16 protein-coding genes are annotated in these 18,192 nt (G+C 71.1%); 10 read left to right on the plus strand and 6 right to left on the minus strand.

What is annotated here, in order from left to right; genetic code table 11:
* Positions 1 to 57: 57 nt before the first annotated feature.
* From BGO46_RS11650 to BGO46_RS11670, 5 genes are all read left to right on the plus strand, one after another.
* Positions 58 to 2,076 carry a heavy metal translocating P-type ATPase gene (locus BGO46_RS11650; protein ID WP_292674240.1) on the plus strand — a complete coding sequence of 673 codons (2,019 nt, stop codon included), beginning with the start codon at positions 58 to 60 and terminating at the stop codon, positions 2,074 to 2,076.
* A gap of 111 nt (positions 2,077 to 2,187) precedes the next feature.
* Positions 2,188 to 2,970, plus strand: a complete 783-nt coding sequence (locus tag BGO46_RS11655) for a thioesterase family protein (RefSeq protein WP_292673727.1) — start codon at positions 2,188 to 2,190, stop codon at positions 2,968 to 2,970.
* A gap of 697 nt (positions 2,971 to 3,667) precedes the next feature.
* Complete coding sequence (locus tag BGO46_RS11660; RefSeq protein ID WP_292673724.1) at positions 3,668 to 4,627, plus strand: alpha/beta hydrolase fold domain-containing protein; 960 nt, start codon at positions 3,668 to 3,670, stop codon at positions 4,625 to 4,627.
* A 44-nt stretch (positions 4,628 to 4,671) separates the two neighbouring features.
* On the plus strand, positions 4,672 to 5,721 hold the full coding sequence (locus BGO46_RS11665; protein ID WP_292673722.1) for a hypothetical protein: 1,050 nt from the start codon (positions 4,672 to 4,674) through the stop codon (positions 5,719 to 5,721).
* A 151-nt stretch (positions 5,722 to 5,872) separates the two neighbouring features.
* Positions 5,873 to 6,958, plus strand: coding sequence for an alpha/beta fold hydrolase (locus BGO46_RS11670; RefSeq protein WP_292673720.1), 1,086 nt, complete (start codon positions 5,873 to 5,875; stop codon positions 6,956 to 6,958).
* A gap of 415 nt (positions 6,959 to 7,373) precedes the next feature.
* On the opposite strand, the gene BGO46_RS11675 is transcribed toward BGO46_RS11670, so the two are convergent.
* A complete protein-coding gene (locus tag BGO46_RS11675) occupies positions 7,374 to 8,630 on the minus strand; it encodes an MFS transporter (RefSeq protein ID WP_292673718.1) in 1,257 nt (418 codons plus the stop codon).
* Between the two features lie 139 nt (positions 8,631 to 8,769).
* Between BGO46_RS11675 and BGO46_RS11680 the strand changes: the two genes are divergently transcribed.
* Positions 8,770 to 9,246 (plus strand): MarR family transcriptional regulator, encoded by a 477-nt coding sequence (locus BGO46_RS11680; protein WP_292673714.1) that lies wholly within the window; start codon positions 8,770 to 8,772, stop codon positions 9,244 to 9,246.
* Between the two features lie 83 nt (positions 9,247 to 9,329).
* On the opposite strand, the gene BGO46_RS11685 is transcribed toward BGO46_RS11680, so the two are convergent.
* Both BGO46_RS11685 and BGO46_RS11690 read right to left on the minus strand, forming a co-directional pair.
* Positions 9,330 to 9,728 carry a TraR/DksA C4-type zinc finger protein gene (locus tag BGO46_RS11685; RefSeq protein ID WP_292673709.1) on the minus strand — a complete coding sequence of 133 codons (399 nt, stop codon included), beginning with the start codon at positions 9,726 to 9,728 and terminating at the stop codon, positions 9,330 to 9,332.
* On the minus strand, positions 9,725 to 10,120 hold the full coding sequence (locus BGO46_RS11690) for a VOC family protein (protein WP_292673707.1): 396 nt from the start codon (positions 10,118 to 10,120) through the stop codon (positions 9,725 to 9,727). The genes BGO46_RS11685 and BGO46_RS11690 overlap by 4 nt, the downstream gene beginning before the upstream one ends.
* 106 nt (positions 10,121 to 10,226) lie before the next feature.
* Here BGO46_RS11690 and purL point away from each other — a divergent pair, with 106 nt between their 5' ends.
* The 4 genes from purL to BGO46_RS11710 all read left to right on the plus strand — a co-directional run bounded on the left by purL (position 10,227) and on the right by BGO46_RS11710 (position 14,607).
* A complete protein-coding gene (gene purL, locus BGO46_RS11695; RefSeq protein ID WP_292673705.1) occupies positions 10,227 to 12,563 on the plus strand; it encodes a phosphoribosylformylglycinamidine synthase subunit PurL in 2,337 nt (778 codons plus the stop codon).
* A gap of 10 nt (positions 12,564 to 12,573) precedes the next feature.
* Positions 12,574 to 12,708, plus strand: a complete 135-nt coding sequence (locus BGO46_RS11700; protein WP_292673703.1) for a hypothetical protein — start codon at positions 12,574 to 12,576, stop codon at positions 12,706 to 12,708.
* A gap of 67 nt (positions 12,709 to 12,775) precedes the next feature.
* On the plus strand, positions 12,776 to 13,819 hold the full coding sequence (locus BGO46_RS11705; protein WP_292673700.1) for a hypothetical protein: 1,044 nt from the start codon (positions 12,776 to 12,778) through the stop codon (positions 13,817 to 13,819).
* A gap of 23 nt (positions 13,820 to 13,842) precedes the next feature.
* Positions 13,843 to 14,607 (plus strand): hypothetical protein, encoded by a 765-nt coding sequence (locus BGO46_RS11710; RefSeq protein ID WP_292673698.1) that lies wholly within the window; start codon positions 13,843 to 13,845, stop codon positions 14,605 to 14,607.
* A 166-nt stretch (positions 14,608 to 14,773) separates the two neighbouring features.
* Here BGO46_RS11710 and BGO46_RS11715 read toward each other — a convergent pair whose 3' ends face one another.
* The 3 genes from BGO46_RS11715 to BGO46_RS11725 are packed head-to-tail and all read right to left on the minus strand — an operon-like array spanning position 14,774 to position 17,870.
* Positions 14,774 to 15,673 carry a glycine betaine ABC transporter substrate-binding protein gene (locus tag BGO46_RS11715; protein WP_292673696.1) on the minus strand — a complete coding sequence of 300 codons (900 nt, stop codon included), beginning with the start codon at positions 15,671 to 15,673 and terminating at the stop codon, positions 14,774 to 14,776.
* On the minus strand, positions 15,670 to 16,554 hold the full coding sequence (locus BGO46_RS11720) for an ABC transporter permease subunit (RefSeq protein WP_292673693.1): 885 nt from the start codon (positions 16,552 to 16,554) through the stop codon (positions 15,670 to 15,672). Before BGO46_RS11720 ends, BGO46_RS11715 begins: the two co-directional genes overlap by 4 nt.
* Positions 16,554 to 17,870 (minus strand): glycine betaine/L-proline ABC transporter ATP-binding protein, encoded by a 1,317-nt coding sequence (locus BGO46_RS11725; RefSeq protein ID WP_292673691.1) that lies wholly within the window; start codon positions 17,868 to 17,870, stop codon positions 16,554 to 16,556. The genes BGO46_RS11720 and BGO46_RS11725 overlap by 1 nt, the downstream gene beginning before the upstream one ends.
* Positions 17,871 to 18,192: the final 322 nt, after the last annotated feature.

An 18,192-nucleotide genomic window follows, 5' to 3' on the forward strand; every position in this document is an offset into this window, starting at 1 on the left:
ATGGACCATTCCGCCCACGCGGGCATGGACCACTCCGCGCACGCGGGGATGGCGGGGATGGACCACTCGGCCATGGGTCACGGCGGGCACGGCGGCCGCGGCGGCCACGGGGATCACGTCGGGCAGTTCCGTCGGCTGTTCTGGATCAACCTGATCATCGGCATCCCGGTGGTCGCGCTGTCGCCGATGTTCGCGATGATCCTCGGCTACGAGGTCCCGGGCTGGGCGACGTGGATCGCGCCGCTGCTCGGCACCGTCATGTACGTGTGGGGCGGCTGGCCGTTCCTCACCGGAGCGGTCAGCGAGTTGCGCACCCGCAGGCCGGGGATGATGCTCCTGATCGGCCTCGCGATCACGGTCGCGTTCTTCGCGTCGTGGGGCGCGACCCTCGGCATCCTGGATCACGAACTCGAGTTCTGGTGGGAGCTCGCCCTGCTGATCGTCATCATGCTGCTCGGCCACTGGATCGAGATGCGGTCGCTCGCGCAGACGAGTTCCGCGCTCGACTCCCTCGCGGCGCTGCTGCCCGACGAGGCCGAGCGGGTCGAGGGCGATCAGATCGTCACGGTCGCACCCGCCGACCTGCGCGTCGGCGATGTCGTCGTCGTGCGTCCCGGCGGCAGCGTCCCCGCCGACGGCACCATCGTCGACGGCCGTGCCGACATCGACGAGTCCATGGTCACCGGTGAGTCCCGTACCGTCGCCCGCACCGTCGGCGACTCCGTCACGGCGGGCACCGTCGCGACCGACTCGGGCCTGCGCGTCGAGGTCACCGCGACCGGCGACGACACGACCCTCGCGGGCATCCAGCGCCTCGTCACCGAGGCGCAGAACTCCTCTTCGCGTGCGCAGCGGATCGCCGACCGCGCCGCCGCCCTGCTGTTCTGGTTCGCGCTGATCGCTGCCGCCATCACTGCCGTCGTGTGGACGCTCGTCGGCAGCCCCGACGACGCGGTCGTCCGCACCATCACGGTCCTGGTGATCGCGTGCCCGCATGCGCTGGGCCTCGCGATCCCGCTCGTCGTGTCGATCGCGACCGAGCGCGCCGCCCGCGGCGGCGTCCTCGTGAAGGACCGCCTCGCCCTGGAGAGCATGCGCACCGTCGACACCGTCCTGTTCGACAAGACCGGCACGCTCACGAAGGGCGAACCCACCGTCACCGCCGTCGAACCGATCGGCGACCTGGATGCCGACGAGGTCCTCGCCCTCGCCGCCGCGGCGGAGGCCGACAGCGAGCACCCGCTCGCGAAGGCCATCGTGCGTGCGGCGCAGGGACTGGCCGTGCCCTCGGCATCCGGCTTCACGTCGTCGCCCGCCGTCGGCGTCACCGCCACGGTCGACGGTGCCGAGATCCGCGTCGGCGGGCCGCGCCTGCTCGAAGAGGTCGGCGCCCGCGAAGTCGACCTTGCCGACGCCTGGCGCGGCGAGGGCGCGATCATCCTGCACGTCGTCCGCGACGGCGTCGTGATCGGTGGGCTGAAGCTCACCGACGAGATCCGCCCCGAATCGCGTGACGCGGTCGCGGCACTGCACAAGCTCGGCGTGCAGGTCGTCATGATCACCGGCGACGCGGATGCCGTCGCGCGCGCCGTCGGCGACGAGCTCGGCATCGACCGCGTCTACGCGCAGGTGCGCCCCGAGGACAAGTCGCACACGGTCGCCGAACTGCAGCGCGAGGGCCGCAAGGTCGCGATGGTCGGCGACGGCGTCAACGACGCGCCCGCGCTCGCGCAGGCCGACGTCGGCATCGCGATCGGCGCCGGAACCGACGTGGCGATCGCCTCCGCCGGCGTGATCCTCGCGAGCTCCGACCCGCGATCGGTGCTGTCGGTCATCGAGCTGTCGCGCGCCGCCTACCGCAAGATGAAGCAGAACCTCTGGTGGGCAGCCGGGTACAACCTCATCTCCGTGCCGCTCGCCGCCGGCGTACTCGCCCCCATTGGGTTCGTGCTGCCGATGTCGGTCGGGGCGATCCTGATGTCGCTGTCGACCGTCGTCGTCGCCCTCAACGCGCAACTGCTGCGGCGCATCGACCTCACCCCCGAAGCGAGCACGCGCGCTGTGCTCGGCCGCTGAGGCGGGGCATCCGGTCGGGCTGTTCCTGTTCGTGCTCCTGCTCCTGTTCTTGCTCGTGCTCCTTTATGTCGGGCGCATGCCACACCTCGCATGACCCCGGACGATCCGAACATGACCGCGTACTTCCGCCGCCTCGATGACAGCCACTTCACCGCGACGGATGCCGTGCAGGGCGCCTGGAACACCGACGAGCAGCACATCGCCCCGGCGCTCGGTCTGCTGACGCACGTGCTCGAGCGCGACCACGGCGCGCGGCACGGGCATCCGCTGACGATGTCGCGGGTCTCGTTCGACATCCTCGGAGTGCTGCCGATCGACACGGTCGAGATCACGACGCGGGTCATCCGGCCCGGCCGCACGATCGAGCTGGCCGAAGCCACCCTGAGCCACGGAGGCCGACCCGCCGTCATCGCGCGCGCCTGGTTCTCACGCGACATCGACACGGCGGCCGTCGCGGGCACAGCGCTGGTGCGGATGCCCGAGCCTTCCACCCTGCCCGCGTGGTCGGCGGCAGAGGTGTGGCCGGGGCGGTTCGTCACGACGGTCGAGATCCGGCGGGACGAGACGGAGCCCGGCCGCGCGCGATTCTGGCTGCGCCCCGGCATCCCGCTGCTGCTGGACGAGCCCGTGAGCCCGACGGCGCGTCTGCTGGGCGTGGTCGACATCGCGAACGGCATCACCCCGCGCGTCGCACCCGGGGATGTGCACTTCCCGAACCTCGACCTGACGGCGCACCTGTTCCGCGCGCCCGGCGACGGCTGGATCGGGTTCGACACCACCGTCAGCTTCGGCCCGCACGGCCATGGCCTGACCCACAGCATCCTGCACGATGCCGCAGGTCCCCTGGGAACGCTGCAGCAGACCCTCACGGTGCGCCCCCGCGGCGCGGCGTAGGGGGCGCGCGGCGCTGGGCCGGGTCGCTCAGCGCGATCGAGGTGGCGCTACGGACCACCTCGCGGGTGCTGAGCTGGTCCGACGCGCCACCCGGATTCGCGGGGTGAAAAGCAGGTGGCACTGCGGACCAGCTCGCGAGCGCTGAGCTGGTCGCGCGCGCCACCTGGATTCGGCACCCGCAGAATGGATGCCCCAAATGCGCCCCTCATCCCCAGGCCTCCCCTCATTTGCGCCAACACTTTCCTGACCCACCAGAAAAGATGGCGCAAGTGCGCCCCTCCCGCCCGCCGAGGGGTTCACTTGCGCCAACTATCTCGGGGCGCGCGATCGGGGTGGCGCTGCGGACCATCTCACGCGGCCCGAGGTAGTCCGGCGCGCCACCTGAATCGGCGGGGTGGAAAGCAGGTGGCACCACGGACCACCTCACGAGGCCCGAGCTGGTCGGGCGCGCCACCTGGATCGTGCGTGCGCAGAATGGATGCCCCAAATGCGCCCCTCAGCCCCAGGCATCCCCTCATTTGCGCCAACACTTTCCTGACCCACCAGAAAAGATGGCGCAAGTGCGCCCCTCCCTCACGGCGAGGGGTCACTTGCGCCAACATTCCCACCCGGCGCCCACCCACCACCGCACCCACCCCACCGCCCCCACCCCCACCATCCCTGGCCGCGCACGCGCCGCACCCCGCACAATGGCTCCATGGCCTCCGTGCGGATCGACCCCGAGCTCAAGGCGGCGCTCGCTGTCGTCGGGGGCGTGTTTCCGCCGACGGTCACGCCCGAGCTCGTCCCCTTCATGCGCCAGTCGTATGCCTCTCCGCCGCGCGAGCAGGTGCTCGCCGACCAGCGTCTGCACGCCGTCGACCTCGAGTTTGCGGGATACCGGGGCGCGCGCATCGGGGCATCCGTCGTCTCGCCGACAGGCGCCCCCGATGCGCAGCCGCTGCCGACCGTGCTCGTGTTCCACTCGGGCGGCATGATGTTCGGCGACCGGTTCAGCGGCCTCGACACGGCGCTCGCCTGGGTGCCCGACCTCGGCATCCGCCTGATCACCGTCGAATACCGGCTTGCGCCGGAGCATCCCGACCCCGTCCCGTTCGAGGACTGCTACGCCTCGCTCGAGTGGGTCGCCGCGCACGCGACGCAGCTCGGCGTGCGCGCCGACCGGCTCCTGCTCGCGGGCGCGAGCGCCGGCGCCGGACTCGCGGCGGGCGTCGCCCTCGCCGCGCGCGACCGCGGCGGCCCTGCACTCGTCGGGCAGCTGCTCGACTACCCCATGCTCGACGACCGCGGCCGCACCGCGTCGACGCGCGCGTTCGACGGCATCGGCGTGTGGGACCGGATCAGCAACGAGACCGGCTGGCGCGCCCTGCTCGGCGACCGCGTCGGCACCGACGACGTCTCGCCGTACGCCGCACCGGCCCGCGCCACCGACCTCGCGGGGCTGCCGCCGACGTTCCTCGACGTCGGCACGGCCGAGATCTTCCGCGACGAGACCGCCGACTACGCGGCGCGATTGTGGGATGTCGGGGTCGACGTCGAGCTGCACGTGTGGCCCGGCGCCTTCCACGCGTGCGACATCTTCGCCCCGCATGCGGCGGTCTCGCGGGGCATGATCCGGGCGCGCACCGACTGGCTGCGGCGCATCCTCGTGGACTGACGCGGCCCCGCGGCGGATAATCGAACAACGGCGAAGGAGGCGGGATGCAGGAACTGCTCGGTCGGCTTCGCGCCCTCGACCCCGAAGCGAGCGAGGGGCTGCGCGTCATCGCGTGCTTCGACGAGCTCATGGCGGGCGGCGTCGCCGCGCACGGCCTGCTCGCCGCGGCGGCCGCCCTCGCGGGAACGGCGACCGGCATGCGCCGCGGCGGCGTGACGGTGCGGGTCGATCCGCGCGGCGAGACCCTCGCCGGCGCTGCTCCCGCGGAGTGCGCGACGGCCGAGGTCACCTCCGGCGCGGTCGCGTGGATCGAGCGCGATCCGGGGCATCCACGTGCCAACGACGCCCTCATCCTCGAGCGCCTCGCGCTCGCGCTACGGCTGCGCCTCGACCCGAGCCTCGACCGCGTCGCCGTGCAGCGCGACTTCGCCACGGCGGTCGATCCCGCGCGTCCGCACATCGAACGAATGGATGCCGCGTCGCGCCTGCGCCTCACCTCCGGTGCCTCGTACCGCGTGACCGTCGCCCCGTTGTTCGCGACGTGGCGACGCCACCCCGAGGGACCCGAGGACGTCGTGTCGACCCCGTTCGGGCCCGTGCACGTCGCCGTCATCCTCGCCGACGCGGAGGTCGACGGCGCGCCGCTCGGCGTCGGCGGCATCGCGACGATCGACGACCTGCCGCGATCGTTCCGCACGGCGCTCATCGCGCTGCGCCTGCACGACGACCGCGCCGCCGCGCCCGTCCGCGCCGACGACCTGGGCGGTCTCGCCGAGCTTCTCGCCGACCTGCCCGAGCACGAACCTGCAGACCGGGATGCCGCGGGCATGAACGCCATCATGGAGCACTCGTGGGGTCCCGCGACGGTCGACGCACTCGTGCGCACGTCGACCGTGCGCGAGGCGGCGCGGGCCGCCGGCATCCATCATTCGACGATGACGACGCGCGTCGAGACGGTGCAGGGCGTGCTCGGATTCGACCCGCTCGGCGGGCTCGGTCGCACGCGTCTCGGGATCGCCTTCCTGCGCTGGCGCCTGCGCAACTCGCACGTGCTCGAATTGCCCGCGCCCGCGGCGGCGCCCGCGGCGCGCTGACGCCGGCCCGCTGTCACGCCCGCGGCGCCACCCCGACCCGCCATTCGTCGGGTGCCTGCGCGCGGATTGCGCCGCATCGTCGGTGCCGCCGCGGGTGCGCCTCGGCGGATGCTGGCTGCACCCCGATCCCCGACCCACGATGGAGTGGAACATGATCGACAACCCGTATTACACCGACGCCGTGCACAAGGACTACGAGCTCATCTCGGTGGGCAGGCTCGAGCTCGAGGAGGGCGGGGCGATCCCCGACCTGAAGCTCGCGGTGCGCACCTGGGGCACGCTCAACGAGGCGCGCGACAACGCGATCCTCATCCCGACGTGGTACTCCGGCACGCACCAGATCTGGGCGGATACCTATGTCGGTGAAGGCCACGCCCTCGACCCCTCGCGCTACTTCATCGTGTGCGTCAACCAGATCGGCAACGGGCTGTCGACGTCGCCGCACAACACCGACGACGACTCGATCTCGATGTCGCGGTTCCCGAATGTGCGCATCGGCGACGACGTCGTGGCGCAGGAGCGCCTGTTGCGCGAGCACTTCGGCATCCATCGCCTCGCCCTCGTCACCGGCGGGTCGATGGGCGCCCAGCAGACCTATGAATGGGCGGTGCGGTTCCCCGAGAAGGTGCTGCGCGCGGCTCCGATCGCGGGCACGGCGAAGAACACGCCCCACGACTTCCTGTTCGCCGAGACGCTCAACGAGCAGACCTGGTCTGACCCGGGCTGGTACGGCGGCGAGTACACGTCGAACGCCGACGTCGTCGAGGGGCTGAAGCGCCAGGCGCATCTGTGGGGCACGATGGGCTTCTCGACGGAGTTCTGGAAGCAGGAGAAGTGGTCGGCGCTCGGCTTCGAGTCGGCGGATGCCTTCATGACCGGCTTCCTCGAGCCGTACTTCACGGCGATGGACCCGAACGATCTGCTGACGATGGCGTGGAAATGGCAGCGCGGTGACGTCTCGCGACACACCGGCGGCGACCTCGCGGCGGCGCTCGGTCGCATCACGGCGAAGGTGTTCGTGATGCCGATCAGCGAGGACATGTTCTTCCCCGTGCGCGACTGCGCCGCCGAGCAGGCGCTGATCCCGGGGAGCGAGCTGCGCGTGATCGACGACGTGCACGGGCACCTCGGCCTGTTCGCCGTCGACCCGGGCTACATCCCGCAGATCGACCGGGTGCTGGGTGACCTGCTGGCGACCTCCGTGGCCCCCACCGCGGAAGCGCTCGCCGCGGCGTAGCCCCCCGCGCGCCGCTCCGGGCCGGGTCCGCTGTACGTGAAGCGGGCCCGGCCCGGGACCATGTTTGGGGTGGGGGGCCGGGCGCGAGCGGCCCGGAGAGTGTGAGGTCCAGTGAAATGGATGGCGCGAATGCGCCCCTCAACCTGGATGACCCCCTCATGTGGGGCATCCATTTCTGCTGCCTGCAAAATGGTGGGCGCAAATGTGCCCCTCAGACAGTGCGAGGGGGTCATTTGCGCCCACTATCTCGGGCCGCGCGATCGAGGTGGCGCTGCAGACCAGTTGGGTGCCACGCAACTGGTCCGGCGCGCCACCCAGATTTCGCGGCCCCAAGGCAGGTGGCGCCGCCGACCATCTCGCGAGGGCTGAGGTAGTCCGGCGCGCCACCTGGATCCCCCGCGGCGCGGGCCGCGCCCTACGGGGTGACCGCCACCGGTGCATCCTGCGCCGAGGCATCCCCCACCGCACCCTGTGCGCCATCGCGCACCGAGGCATCCCCCACCACGGCAGCAGCCCCCACCACACCCCGCCGACGGGCGGATGCCGCGGCGAAGACCATCACGGCGAGGCCGGCGACGGTGATGGCGGCGCCGATCCAGATGGGTGAGGTGTAGCCGAGACCCGCGGCGATGCCGAGGCCGCCCGCCCACGCGCCCAGCGCGTTGCCGAGGTTGAACGCGCCGATGTTGGCGCCCGAGGCGAGCGTGGGCGCGCCGCCCGCGTAGTTCATGATGCGGCTCTGCAACCCCGGGACGGTGCCGAACCCGAATCCGCCCATCAGGAACAGCACGACGATGACGGCGGGCTGCGATCCCGCGACGAGACCGAATGCCACGAGCACCACGGCGAGCGCGGCGATGAATCCGACGAGCGTCGCGTCGATCGAGCGGTCGGCGAGCTTGCCGCCGAGCCAGTTGCCGAGCACGAGTCCCGCGCCGAACAGCACGAGCAGCCATGGCACGGCGCTCGCGGCGAAACCGGTGACCTCGGTGAGCGTGTACGCGATGTAGGTGAAGGCGCCGAACATGCCGCCGAAGCCGAGTACCGTCACGACGAGCGAGAGCCACACCTGGCCCGAGCGGAACGCGCGCAGCTCGCTGCGCAGGCTGATGCGCTGCGCCGCGGAGCGCAGGGTGGGCACAAGGGCCAGGATGCCGAGCAGCGCGAACACCCCGATCGCGGAGATCACCCAGAACGTCGACCGCCAGCCGAACTGCTGGCCGAGGAAGGTGCCGAACGGCACTCCCAGCACGTTCGCAACCGTCAGCCCCGTGAACATGAAGGCGATCGCGCCGGCGCGCTTCTCGGGCGCGACGAGGCCCGCCGCGACGACCGAGCCGATGCCGAAGAACGCGCCGTGGCACAGGGCCGCGAGGATCCGGCCGATCATCGCGATGCTGTAGTCATCTGCGACCGCGGTGAGCACGTTGCCCGCGATGAAGAGGACCATGAGTCCGAGAAGGACCGGCTTGCGCGGCAGCCGCGTGGTCGCGGCGGTGAGCCCGAGGGCACCGACGGCGACGGCGAGCGCATAGCCCGAGATGAGCCAGCCGGCGGATGCCTCGGTGACGCCGAAATCGGCGGCGACCTCGGGCAGCAGGCCCATGATGACGAACTCGGTCAGTCCGATGCCGAAAGCGCCGATGGCGAGGGCGATGAGACCCAAGGGCATGTCGATCTCCTTGTGAGAAATACTGGTGAGGGCTTAAGATAGTTGCACGCGCGGGATACTGCACGAGCAAACAAGATCTTTGCACACGCAAGCATCCAGCGCAAGCAACTATTTTTCAGAAGGCTCCAGGAGTGGTGACATGGGCATCGGCGACGACGCTGTTGAGGTGCGAGCACAGGGGTGGCGCACCCTCGCGGCGCTGCACGGCCTGATCGAGTCCGAGCTCGAGCGCGCCCTCACCGAGGTCGACCTGTCGGTCGTCGAGTTCACCGTGCTCGACGCGCTCAACCGGCAAGACGGCTGGCACATGCGCATGCAGCAACTCGCCCGCGCCGCCGCACTCAGCCCGAGCGCCACGACGCGCCTCGTGACGCGACTCGAAGACCGCGGCCTGCTCACCCGCATCCTCTGCGCCGACGACCGTCGCGGCATCTACACCGAGCTCACGCCCAGCGGACACAAGCTGTACGACCGCGCGCTCCCCCTGCACGACGACGCCCTCGAGCGTGCGCTGGCGGATGCCGCGGATCAGCCCGAGCTCGCTCCGCTCGTCGACGCCCTGCACGGCGTCGCCCTGCCTGCCCTCGCAGGCGCGGGCTCGACCCGCGCGCGCTGACCCGCTGGCCCGCGCGCGCCGCCGGGCAGACCGCCTGACCCGCGCGCTGACGGCCGCGCCGCCCCGGCGCCGCGCAGGCTGCCTCAGCCCGCGCGCCTCGCGGCGCACGCCACGCACGTCGTCGCCATCGGGCGCACTTCAAGGCGCTCGGGCGGGATCGCCCGCCCGCACACGGCGCAGACGCCGTACGTCCCGTCGGCGACGCGGGCGAGAGCCGCTTCAACCTCCGCTCGCTCGGACGCCGTCGCCCGGCGCAGGGCCTCGATGCGCTGCCACTCGCCCGAGAGGGTCGATCCCTCGGGATCGTGCTCGTCGTCGGCCGTGGCATCCGCCCGGTCTTCGCGGACGGCCGCTTCATCGGCGTCGAGCCGCGCGAGCAGTGCGTCGAGCTCGGCCGCGCGCTCGCGCAACGCCGCGACCGCAACGACCGCCACGGCACCGACCACGCCGCCCGCACCCGCCCCGGCCCCGCCCCCCGTCATCCCTGGTATCCGATCAGCCAGGTCACCCCGAAGCGGTCGCGCACCTGACCGTCGTGGTCGCCCCACGGCTTGAGTGTCAGCAGATCGACGACCTCGCCGCCCTCCGCGAGCGCCGCGAACCAGCGCTCCAGCTCGGCGGGTTCGGCCGTGCCGAGCAGCGAGAACAGGATGCCCCGGAGCGCGAGCGTGGCCTCCCCCGGCGCGGCATCCGCCGCGAACAGCTCGACGGGACCCTGCAGCATGCCGTGCGCGACGGCATCCGCGGGTCCGTCCTCGCGCCCGAAGTCGGCATACGAGTTGATGACGAGCTCGCCGCCGAACACGTCGCGGTAGAACTCCAGCGCGCCACGCGCGTCGCCGTCGAAGTGGAGATAAGGGGTGAGCCCGGTCATGCGCCCGACTCTACGACTCCCCACCCCCAAGGGACACCCCGCGCCGTCGCACCACCCAACTAGACTGGACGCCATCCCCGGCACCCGAGTCTTGGAGTCCAGCCGCGTGAGCACCCCCACCACCTCCCCCGTCGCCGACACCGTCGAAAACGCCCTGGCCACGCCGCAGAAGGAGCAGCCGTACGCGGCGCTGGGCCTCAAGCCCGACGAGTACGAGCAGATCAAGGTGATCCTCGGGCGGCGTCCGACCAGCGGCGAGCTGGCGATGTACTCGGTCATGTGGAGCGAGCACTGCTCGTACAAGTCGTCCAAGAACTACCTGCGTCGCTTCGGCCAGAAGGTCAGCGAACAGATGAAGACCCGCCTCATGGTGGGCATGGGCCAGAACGCCGGCGTCGTCGACGTCGGCGAGGGTTGGGCGGTCACCTTCAAGGTCGAGTCGCACAACCACCCGAGCTACATCGAGCCGTTCCAGGGCGCCGCGACGGGCGTCGGCGGCATCGTCCGCGACATCATCTCGATGGGCGCACGCCCGGTCGCCGTCATGGACCAGCTGCGCTTCGGCGCGATCGACCACCCCGACACGGCCCGCGTCGTGCACGGCGTCACGAGCGGCATCAGCTTCTACGCGAACTGCCTGGGCCTGCCGAACATCGGCGGCGAGACCGTCTTCGACGCCGTCTACCAGGGCAACCCGCTCGTCAACGCCCTCGCGGTCGGCGTCATGCGCCACGAAGACATCAAGCTCGCCAACGCGACCGGCGCCGGCAACCAGGTCGTGCTGTTCGGCGCGCGCACCGGCGGCGACGGCATCGGCGGCGCGTCGATCCTGGCATCCGACACCTTCGCCGATGGCGGTCCGACCAAGCGCCCGGCCGTGCAGGTCGGCGACCCGTTCGCTGAGAAGGTGCTCATCGAGTGCTGCCTCGAGCTCTACAAGGGCGAGCTCGTCGAGGCGATCCAAGACCTCGGTGCCGCCGGCATCTCGTGCGCGACGAGCGAGCTGGCCGCCAACGGCGGCAGCGGCATGCGCGTCGACCTCGAGAACGTCCTGCTGCGCGACCCCTCGCTCACGCCCGAGGAGATCCTCATGAGCGAGAGTCAGGAGCGCATGATGGCGATCGTGGCGCCCGAGAAGCTGGATGCCTTCCTCGCGGTGACGGCCAAGTGGGACGTCGAGACGAGCGTCCTGGGCGAAGTCACCGGCGACGGACGCCTGCAGATCTTCTGGCACGGCGAGCAGATCGTCGACGTCGACCCCTCCACGGTCGCGGTCGACGGCCCCGTCTACGACCGCCCGGTCGCCTACCCGGCCTGGCTCGACGCCCTGCAGCTCGACTCGGCGGCGGCGCTCCCCCGCACCGACGACCCCGCCGTGCTGAAGGACCAGTTCCTGCAGCTGCTGGGCAGCCCGAACCTTGCCGACACGAGCTGGATCACCAACCAGTATGACTACTACGTCATGGGCAACACGGCGCTGAGCTTCCCCGACGACGCGGGCATGATCCGCGTCGACGAAGAGTCGGGCCTCGGCTTCGCGATCGCGACCGACTGCAACGGCCGGTTCTGCCAGCTCGACCCGTACGCGGGCGCGCAGCTCGCCCTCGCTGAGGCGTACCGCAACGTCGCCGTCACAGGCGCGATACCCACCGCCGTCACCGACTGCCTGAACTTCGGCAGCCCCGAGAACCCCGAGGTCATGTGGCAGTTCGGCCAGGCCGTCGACGGTCTCGCCGAGGCGTGCCTCGAACTGGGCGTGCCGGTCACGGGCGGCAACGTCAGCTTCTACAACCAGACCGGTGACGTGCCGATCCACCCGACGCCCGTCGTCGGCGTGCTCGGCATCATCGACGACGTCGCGCGCCGCATTCCCAGCGGCTGGCAGGATGCCGGCGAGAACATCTACCTCCTCGGGGTGACTTCGACCGAACTGTCCGGCTCGCAGTGGGCCGGCACCGTGCACGGTCACCTGGGCGGGCGCCCACCCGCGGTCGACCTCGGCCAGGAGAAGCGTCTCGCCGAGCTCATCCACGCCGCCTCGCAGCAGGAGCTCGTCTCCAGCGCGCACGATCTGTCATCGGGCGGCCTCGTACAGGCCCTCGCCGAGGCGGTCATGCGCTTCGGTGTCGGCGCCCGCGTGTGGCTGCGCGAGATCATGGAGCGCGACGGCGTCGACGCCGCGACCGCACTGTTCAGCGAGTCGACCGGTCGCGTCATCGTGTCGGTCCCGCGCGAAGAGGACGTCAAGTTCCGGGGTCTGTGCGAAGGACGCGGCTACCCCGTGCTGCGCATCGGCGTGACCGATCCCGCAGCAGACGGCGACGAGGCGGCGCTCGAGGTGCAGGATGTCTTCACCCTCACGGCATCCGAACTGCGCGCTGTGTCGCAGGGCACGCTGCCGGCCGCGTTCGGCGCGACCGTCACCGAGCCTGTGACACCGTAGGCTGATCGACATGACCGTCGAGGACGAGTACCAGGGCATGAACGCCGCGCGCACGCGCCGCACGCGGATCGTCGCGTGGACCGTGATCGTCTCGCTGATCCTCGTCGGTGGCGGCGCAACGGTTCTCGCCCTCATCTTCGGCTGACATCGGCCTGGTTTCGCCCCGGCACCATTCCCGCTCACCTTTCAGGCATGCTGGATAGCATGGCGATGTGGATCCGCTCTGGGTGGCGCTCGCCGAGTTCTGGTGGATCGGGCCGGCCGTGGTCGGCGCGGGCACCGTCGGCTGGCTCGGGCTGCGCGGCCAGCGGTCAGCGAAAGCGCGACGCCTCGCCTACGACGCATCGCGCGAGGCGCTGCGCACGGCGCGGCAGGATGCCACGGCCGCCCGCATCGCGGCACGCGTCGCCCGGGCTGAACTCGCGCGGGCTCAGGCCGAGCGCGCGGCGGGGCGTGTGAGCTCGGCTGCCGTCGCTGCGGCGCGCCGCGCGGTGGACGTCGCGCAGCGTGAGCTCAAGGCAGCGAGCGCCGCCGTGCGGGCGCGGCGCGCCGGGCTGTCGGCCGATCGTGCTGCCCTCGGTGCTCGCCCCACCGATCCGGCGCAACTGCCACTCGCGCGGCTGATCGCCGCGGACGACGCCGTCACCGCGCGCTGGATGGACTACGAGACGGATGCCGCGAAGTTGATCGCGTTCCCCGCGATGAGCGACGCACGCGTGCCCGAGACGGCCGCGTTCCTCGCTGAGCAACGCACCGCGCGCGCCCTGCGCCCGGCATCCGCGGCGGCACGCATCACCCCCGCCCAGTTCGGGGCGTACCGCGACGCCATCGCCCGCGCGACGCACGCATTCGACGCGGCCGAAGCCGAAGCGTGGCGCCGGGCGCGCGGCGCCGGAACCGCCCCCGCGGGGCCCGGCCCAGACACGACCACGACGAGCGCCTGGGTGATCTCGGCGCAGGAGATCGCACAGAACCTCACGCAGACTGTCATCGCCCGCGGCGCCGAGGCGCTCGCCCGTGCGACGGCGCCGCGCCAGACAGCGGATCAGGCCGCGCCGCCGGCGCAGGCCGCGCCGCGGAAGCCCGCGGCGTACGGCGAGCCCGGGCCATCCGGGGCGTCTGGAGCGTCCGGGGCATCCGCGGACTCCGGAGAGGATGCCTCGCACTCCGGCGCCGGTCCATCGACCACTCCGCCACCGCCCACCCCGCCGGTCTGGCCGGTGCCGTCACGGAGCCCGCGTTCACCTCGCTGCTGACCTCGACCGCATAGGGTGGCACCGTGGACTTTTGGCAGTTCGTCGGCAGCTACTGGTGGCTCGCGTTCCCGATCGCGGGCATCGTCGGTGGCTTCGCGCGCCGCTGGGAGCTCGGTGCTCGCTCGCGCCACAAGCGTCGCCTCGAGATCCTGCAGGCCAAGGCCGCGCTGAAGGCGGCGACGCCGCCGAAGCAGGTCGCCTCGGCGACCGAGCCCAAACCGATCACGAAGCCCTCACCGGCTCAACCACAGCTCGAGCGGCTGTTCGTCGCGCACGACGCCGTGACCGCACGCTGGCTCGACTACGAGCTCGACGTCGCGAAGCTCATCGCGTTCCCGACGATCAGCGACGGGCGCCAGCCGCTGACTGCGGCGTTCCTGCGGGCGAAGAAGCACGCCGACCGGCTGCGGCCCGCGTCGGCGAAGGCGAACCTGACCGACCAGGAGCTCACCGACTACGCCAACGCCGTGACCGACTTCGAGGTGGCGTTCGACGTCGCCGAGCGCGAAGCGCGGCGACTGAAGGACTCGGACTTCAACGACACCGAGCGCAAGCGCCTCGCGACGGCGCGGCAGCTGCTCGCCGTCGCCGTCGACGAGGCCGCGACCTCCGCCGAGCGCCAGGTCGCCTACAAGCGCGTGCGCGAAGAGCTCGATGGCCTCATCGTGGTCTCCGACGAGGCGATCACGATCCTGGAGAAGAAGGTCGCCCTCGAGTTGCCCGCCCAGGCGCGGGTGTCGGATGCCGGCGGGTCGCCCGCAGACCCAGACGCGCCGCCCACGTGGTAACTGCGCACCCGCAGACAGGTGGCGCCCCGGACCATCTCAAGCGCCGCGAGCTGGTCCGCAGCGCCACCCACTTCTGCATGCCCAGAAACGGGTGGCGCCCCGGACCACCTCAACGCGTGTGAGATAGGCCGGGGCGCCACCCAGTTCCCGCGCGAGCGGGCCCAGGTCACGAGGTCAGCGAGTCGACCCAATCCTGGTTGTCGGCGATCCACTGCTCGACGACGGGGCCGTAGTCGTCCCCCGAGTACGCGTTGAACATGGCATCCTCGAGCGAGTACAGGGTGTCACTGGGCATCGTGAAGTCCTGCAGCCAGCCGTGCACCTCGGGGAAGTCGGTCTGGAACGACGACGCGGCGATCGAGTGGATCTCCTCGGCCTCGCCGAGCAGACCCTGCGGGTCTGCGAGGTCCTTGATCGGGAACGCGTTGTACGCCCAGTGCGGGCGCCACAGCGTCACGGCGATGTTCTGCCCGGCATCCGTCGCCTTCTTCAGCTCCGAGAGCATGGCCGGCGTCGACGACTCGACGAGCTCGAGGCCGTCCAGGCCGTACCCGGGCACGACGTCGTCGCCGGTGATGCGCATGAGGCCCGAACCCGGCTCGATGCCGACGATTCGGTCGCCGAACAGGTCAGCGTTGTCGGCGAGCTCGTCGAGCGAGTCGATGGGGGCATCCTCATTGACGGCGATCGTCAGGCTCGCCTCGTCATTCCACGCGCCGAGGTCTTCGACGTCGTCGCCGTAGGTCTCCATGTAGTCGGCGTGCGTCGTGGGCAGCCACGTGTCGAGCACGACGTCGAAGTCGCCGCCGGCGAGGCCCTGGTAGACGGGCGCGACGTCGGCGTAGGTGAGCTCGACGTCATACCCCTTGGATTCGAGGATCGCCTGCCACAGGTACGACGCGGCGATGCCTTCGTCCCAGCCGTTGAACACGGCGATCTCGATCGCGCGGTCGGCGGGGCCATCGGCTGCGGCGTTCGAGGAGTTCGACGCGCAGCCGCCGAGCGCGAGCGACGCGGCACCCGCGAGGGCGATGCTGCTCAAGAGCTTGGTTCGGGTGATGTTCATGGGGTCCTCTCCATCTGTGTGCTGTGTGCGGATTGGTCTGTGGTGGCACGGCGCGCGGGGCGGCGCGTGCCGAGGGATGCCGTGAGGCGGTCGAGGATCATCGCGATGATGACGACCGAGATACCCGCCTCGAAGCCGAGGCCGACGTTGATGCGTCCGATGGCGCGGACGATCTCGCCGCCGAGTCCGCCGGCGCCGACCATGCCGGCGATGACGACCATCGACAGGCTCAGCATGATCACCTGGTTGACACCCGCCATGATCGACGGCAGCGCCAGCGGGATCTGGATCTGGCGCAGCACGCGTGCGGGCGTCGCGCCGAACGCCTGCCCTGCTTCGACGACCTCAGAGTCGACGCCGCGGATGCCGAGCTCGGTCAGCCGCACGCCGGGAGCGACGGCGAACATGATCGTCGCGATCATGCCGGGCACGGCGCCGACACCGAAGAAGATGATCGCGGGGATGAGGTAGACGAACGCGGGCATCGTCTGCAGGAAGTCGAGGATCGGGCGCACGACGCGCGAGACGCGCGCGCTGCGCGCCGCCCAGATGCCGACGGGGATCGCGATCACGATCGCGACGACCGAGGCGACGACGACGAGTGCGAGGGTGTCCATCGCGGCATCCCACATGTCGACGCCTACGATCAGCAGCAGTCCGAGCGCCGTGCCGGCGGCGAGCTTCCACCCCTTCGCCCAGTACGCGAGCGTGGCGAACACGAGGATGATCACCCAGAACGGCGGGGTGCGCAGGGCCCATTCGAGCCCGTCGTACACGCCGCCGAGCAGGTCGGCGACGACGTCGAGCAACCCGCCGAACACGTCGGCGATGATGTCGACGAGAGCGGCGATCCAGTCGCCGAGGGGAATGCGGAACTCCATCAGCGCACGCTCCCCTCTGCCGCGGCAGCGCCCGGCACGGCGGCCGTCGCCTCGTCGACGAGCGACGTGAACTCGGCCACCATGTCGATGGGCGTCTGGATGACGGGCATCTCACGGGTCGTCGCGGGCACGTTGCCGAGTGCCGCGAGCAGCGTCACGCGCGGGATGACCCCGAGCAGCCGCCGGCTCTCGTCGACGACGGCGAGGGGCACGGTCGCCTCGACGGCCGTCTCGACGATGTCGGTCAGCAGGTCGTCGGGGCCGACCGTGGGCACCGAGGCATCCACGACCTGTCGCAGATCGGTCTGGCCCGCCTTGACGGCACGGATGACGGCGCGATCGGTGACGACGCCGACGAGGCGGCGGTTCTCGACCGCGAACAGCGACCCGGCCTGCTGCGCCCGCATCGTGCGCAGCGCGCCGCGCACGCCGGCGCTGAGCGGAGTCGTCGCGGCGGGGGGCTCCATGACGGCGGATGCCGTGAGCACCCGCGCGCGGTCGACGTCCTGCACGAACTGCGCGACGTAGTCATTGGCGGGGTCGGTGAGGATCTCTTCGGGCGTGCCGTTCTGCACGATGCGGCCGTCACGCATGACGGCGATGCGGTCGCCGAGGAACATCGCCTCGTTGAGGTCGTGCGTGATGAAGACGATCGTGCGGCCCAGTTCGCGCTGCAGCTCGACGAGCTGCTCCTGCATCTCGCGGCGGATGAGCGGGTCGAGCGCCGAGAACGCTTCGTCCATGAGCAGGATGCCCGTGCCTGCGGTCAGCGCGCGAGCGATGCCGACGCGTTGGCGCATGCCGCCGGAGAGCTCGTCGGGCATGGCGAGCGCGCGGTCGCCGAGGCCGACGCGCTCGAGGATCTCCATCGCCTGCGCGCGGCGCTCGGCCTTGCCGACGCCCTGGATCTCGAGCGCATAGGCGGCGTTGTCGAGCACCGTCAAGTGCGGCAGCAGTGCGAAGTGCTGGAAGACCATCGACACCGACTCGCGGCGGATCGTGCGCAGCTCGGTCGGGTTCGCGGTCGTGACGTTGCGGCCCTCGACGAGCACCTCGCCCGCCGTCGGGGTCAACAGGCCGTTGAGCATGCGGATGATCGTCGACTTGCCCGAGCCGGACAGGCCCATGATGACGAAGATCTCGCCGGGCTGCACGGTGAAGCTCGCGTCGATGACGGCTGCCGTGCCGGCATCCGTCACCTCTGCGCGAGACGCACCGGCGCGCAGGCGCGCGACGGCATCCTTCGGATTGCGGCCGAAGACCTTGAAAAGATTGCGCGCCTCAAGTGCGGGCGCGGTGGCGGAATGATCCGGCACAGGACACCTCGGCAGCCCGGTGCAAGGGGCTGCATCGGTCACGCCCGGGTGGCGGCCACCGGCGCTCACTGGTGCTGTGCGAGCGCTCCGGCTACGGACATCGGGTCCGCGCAACAGGCCACCGACCGTACGCTCGCCGGTCTGACGCGGGGCGCCACCAGCGACCGCGGACTGGTCGTGGGGCCTCGTGAAAGGCCTCCACCACGGTTCCAGCCGCGGGCGGCGATGGCAAATTCGCGATCTCGCGGGGACTGGGCTATCACGCGTGCGCGCGGTGGGCTAAGAACGGGGTCTTGCGCATCGCGAGGTTCTGTGGTTACTT

The organism is Microbacterium sp. 70-16 (genome assembly GCF_001898315.1).
GTDB lineage: Bacteria > Actinomycetota > Actinomycetes > Actinomycetales > Microbacteriaceae > Microbacterium.

What these genes read in the sequence shown, in the direction of transcription:
- BGO46_RS11655 (WP_292673727.1), top strand. Translation starts at nt 2,188, where the DNA reads ATGACCGCGTACTTCCGCCGCCTCGATGACAGCCACTTCACCGCGACG.
- BGO46_RS11675 (WP_292673718.1), bottom strand. Translation starts at nt 8,630, where the DNA reads ATGCCCTTGGGTCTCATCGCCCTCGCCATCGGCGCTTTCGGCATCGGA.
- BGO46_RS11660 (WP_292673724.1), top strand. Translation starts at nt 3,668, where the DNA reads ATGGCCTCCGTGCGGATCGACCCCGAGCTCAAGGCGGCGCTCGCTGTC.
- BGO46_RS11715 (WP_292673696.1), bottom strand. Translation starts at nt 15,673, where the DNA reads ATGAACATCACCCGAACCAAGCTCTTGAGCAGCATCGCCCTCGCGGGT.
- BGO46_RS11680 (WP_292673714.1), top strand. Translation starts at nt 8,770, where the DNA reads ATGGGCATCGGCGACGACGCTGTTGAGGTGCGAGCACAGGGGTGGCGC.
- BGO46_RS11650 (WP_292674240.1), top strand. Translation starts at nt 58, where the DNA reads ATGGACCACTCGGCCATGGGTCACGGCGGGCACGGCGGCCGCGGCGGC.
- BGO46_RS11690 (WP_292673707.1), bottom strand. Translation starts at nt 10,120, where the DNA reads ATGACCGGGCTCACCCCTTATCTCCACTTCGACGGCGACGCGCGTGGC.
- BGO46_RS11700 (WP_292673703.1), top strand. Translation starts at nt 12,574, where the DNA reads ATGACCGTCGAGGACGAGTACCAGGGCATGAACGCCGCGCGCACGCGC.
- BGO46_RS11685 (WP_292673709.1), bottom strand. Translation starts at nt 9,728, where the DNA reads ATGACGGGGGGCGGGGCCGGGGCGGGTGCGGGCGGCGTGGTCGGTGCC.
- BGO46_RS11720 (WP_292673693.1), bottom strand. Translation starts at nt 16,554, where the DNA reads ATGGAGTTCCGCATTCCCCTCGGCGACTGGATCGCCGCTCTCGTCGAC.
- BGO46_RS11665 (WP_292673722.1), top strand. Translation starts at nt 4,672, where the DNA reads ATGCAGGAACTGCTCGGTCGGCTTCGCGCCCTCGACCCCGAAGCGAGC.
- BGO46_RS11670 (WP_292673720.1), top strand. Translation starts at nt 5,873, where the DNA reads ATGATCGACAACCCGTATTACACCGACGCCGTGCACAAGGACTACGAG.